Origin of the sequence: Colwellia sp. TT2012, from assembly GCF_001440345.1 — a bacterium.
Taxonomy (GTDB): Bacteria; Pseudomonadota; Gammaproteobacteria; order Enterobacterales; family Alteromonadaceae; genus Colwellia.
The window spans coordinates 1-1,934 of record NZ_LJYX01000042.1; the positions used below are offsets into that span (position 1 = coordinate 1).

Sequence of the window (1,934 nt, forward strand, 5' to 3'; positions counted from 1 at the left end):
AAGGCCGTGTTCAACAGTGACTTCGTCATCGACGGCTCCTCGCTGGACCGCGACAGTCTTGCGCTGAAGGCTGGGCTGGATGTGGGAGTGTCCGCCAGCCAGAGCATCGGCCTGACCTACAGCAGCGAATTCGGCACGCGTAGCAGTAACCAGAGTGTCCTCGGCCAATGTACGCTGAGCTTCTAATAATCCAGGCGAAAAAAATGGTTCTTCACGGAATCCCGGGAAACACAGAAACAAGAACGCCGATTTGATTGATGATGTTCGTGCGAGCAAACACATCTAACAAACCGGCGTTCTTATGCGTGATATTAATACTTTCCTTCCTTTTTGGGAGGGCTTTTCTGTCGTCACGATCAAGCCTGATGGCGACGCGCTTCAGATCGACCTGATTCCCCACGCCACCCGATTCCCTTCCTGTAGCGGCTGCCAAAAACCCTGTTCAACCACGCATGAGTATTGCGAGCGAACCGTCCGCGATTTACCGATTCTCGGCCGTGCGGTGCGCCTCAGCGTGTTGCTCAGGCGTGTTGGCTGTCGTGACTGCGGTAAACGTATGGAGGCCGTCAGTTGGCTGGACCGCTATGCCCGCATGACGCGGCGTATGGCCGAGGCGGTCATTCAAGCCTGCGAGCGCCTTCCCACACTGCACGTGGCTCAACTGTTTGGGCTGCACTGGGACACCGTTCGGTTGCTGGAGCGTCGAGCCTTGCAAGCGGCGTTGAGCGTTTTGCCAAAGGCGCAGCCACGGCGCCTGGTGATGGACGAATTCGCGCTGTTCAAAGGTCATCGTTACGCCAGCGTGGTGCTGGATGCGGATACACGACGAGTGCTGTGGATCGGTGAAGGTCGCAGTCGAGCAGCGGTCAGGCCTTTCTTCGAAGAACTGGGGCCAGAGGGTTGTGCTCGAATCGAAGCGGTGGCGATGGACATGAACACCGCTTTTGACTTGGAGGTTCGTCAGCACTGTCCCAACGCGCGAGTGGTCTACGACCTCTTCCATGTGGTGGCCAAATATGGCCGAGAAGTGATTGATCGGGTCCGCGTCGACGAGGCTAACCGGTTGCGTCACGACAAGCCTGCCCGCAAGGTAATCAAGCAGGCGCGATGGCTGTTGCTGCGCAATCCGCAGAACTTGAAAACGCCGGAACAACAGGTCCGCCTGGAGGATCTACTGGCGGCCAACCAAGCGTTGATGACGGTCTACTTGATGAAGGCTGAACTCAAAACACTCTGGACCCCGAGTACTGCCTGGGGTTGGCGATCGGCCTGGAAGCAATGGCTGCGCCATGCGCATGAAAGCGAAATACCAGCTCTGATCCAGTTCGCCAAACGGCTAAAGGGTTACTGGCGGGGCATCGTGAGCCGGGTTCGCTGGCCGATGCACACCGGTCAGTTGGAAGGAATAAACAATCGAATAAAGGTCATCAAGCGGATGGCGTACGGTTACCGGGATAGCGAATTCTTTTTCATGAAGATCAAGAGCGTCTTTCCCGGTAATCCGTGAAGAACCTAAAAAAAGGCCCGCGGACGACCGAACATGCCGCGGGCCATTTTTTTATAGAGAAGTCATGGCGGTTAGCCACAGGCGTTGAGGCGAATCCTATCCGTGCCCTGAACCACGTGTCAATTTAGTGAATCGTCTGAATTTAGGCGAAAAAAGTCTAAGCAATATTATTTAGCCACTATTTACGCGTTATAGACGCTCAGCCGACTCATAACGTGAATAAGCGCTGGCGGGTAACGCATTTTCCGGTGCGACAAAAAAAACCATAAAAACACGCAGAAATATTTAGAAATATTTATTCAGGCCAGCAGAGCAAGAATAAATCACGCCAGCAAATGGCAAGCATTACCATTCGCGCGAAATTTTTCCTCCCTCTTACGGATGCACCCCCTTAATGCCTGCCTCTCGCCTGACGCCCATGACCCTT

At 54.5% G+C, this 1,934-nt stretch carries 2 protein-coding genes; both read left to right on the plus strand.

From position 1 onward, the window contains the following. On the plus strand, positions 1-186 hold a 186-nt coding region (locus tag ASU03_RS21175), incomplete at its 5' end, for a hypothetical protein (RefSeq protein ID WP_197411280.1). Between the two features lie 115 nt (positions 187-301). Next, complete coding sequence (locus tag ASU03_RS18460; protein ID WP_057833238.1) at positions 302-1,507, plus strand: ISL3 family transposase; 1,206 nt, start codon at positions 302-304, stop codon at positions 1,505-1,507. Positions 1,508-1,934 lie beyond the last annotated feature (427 nt).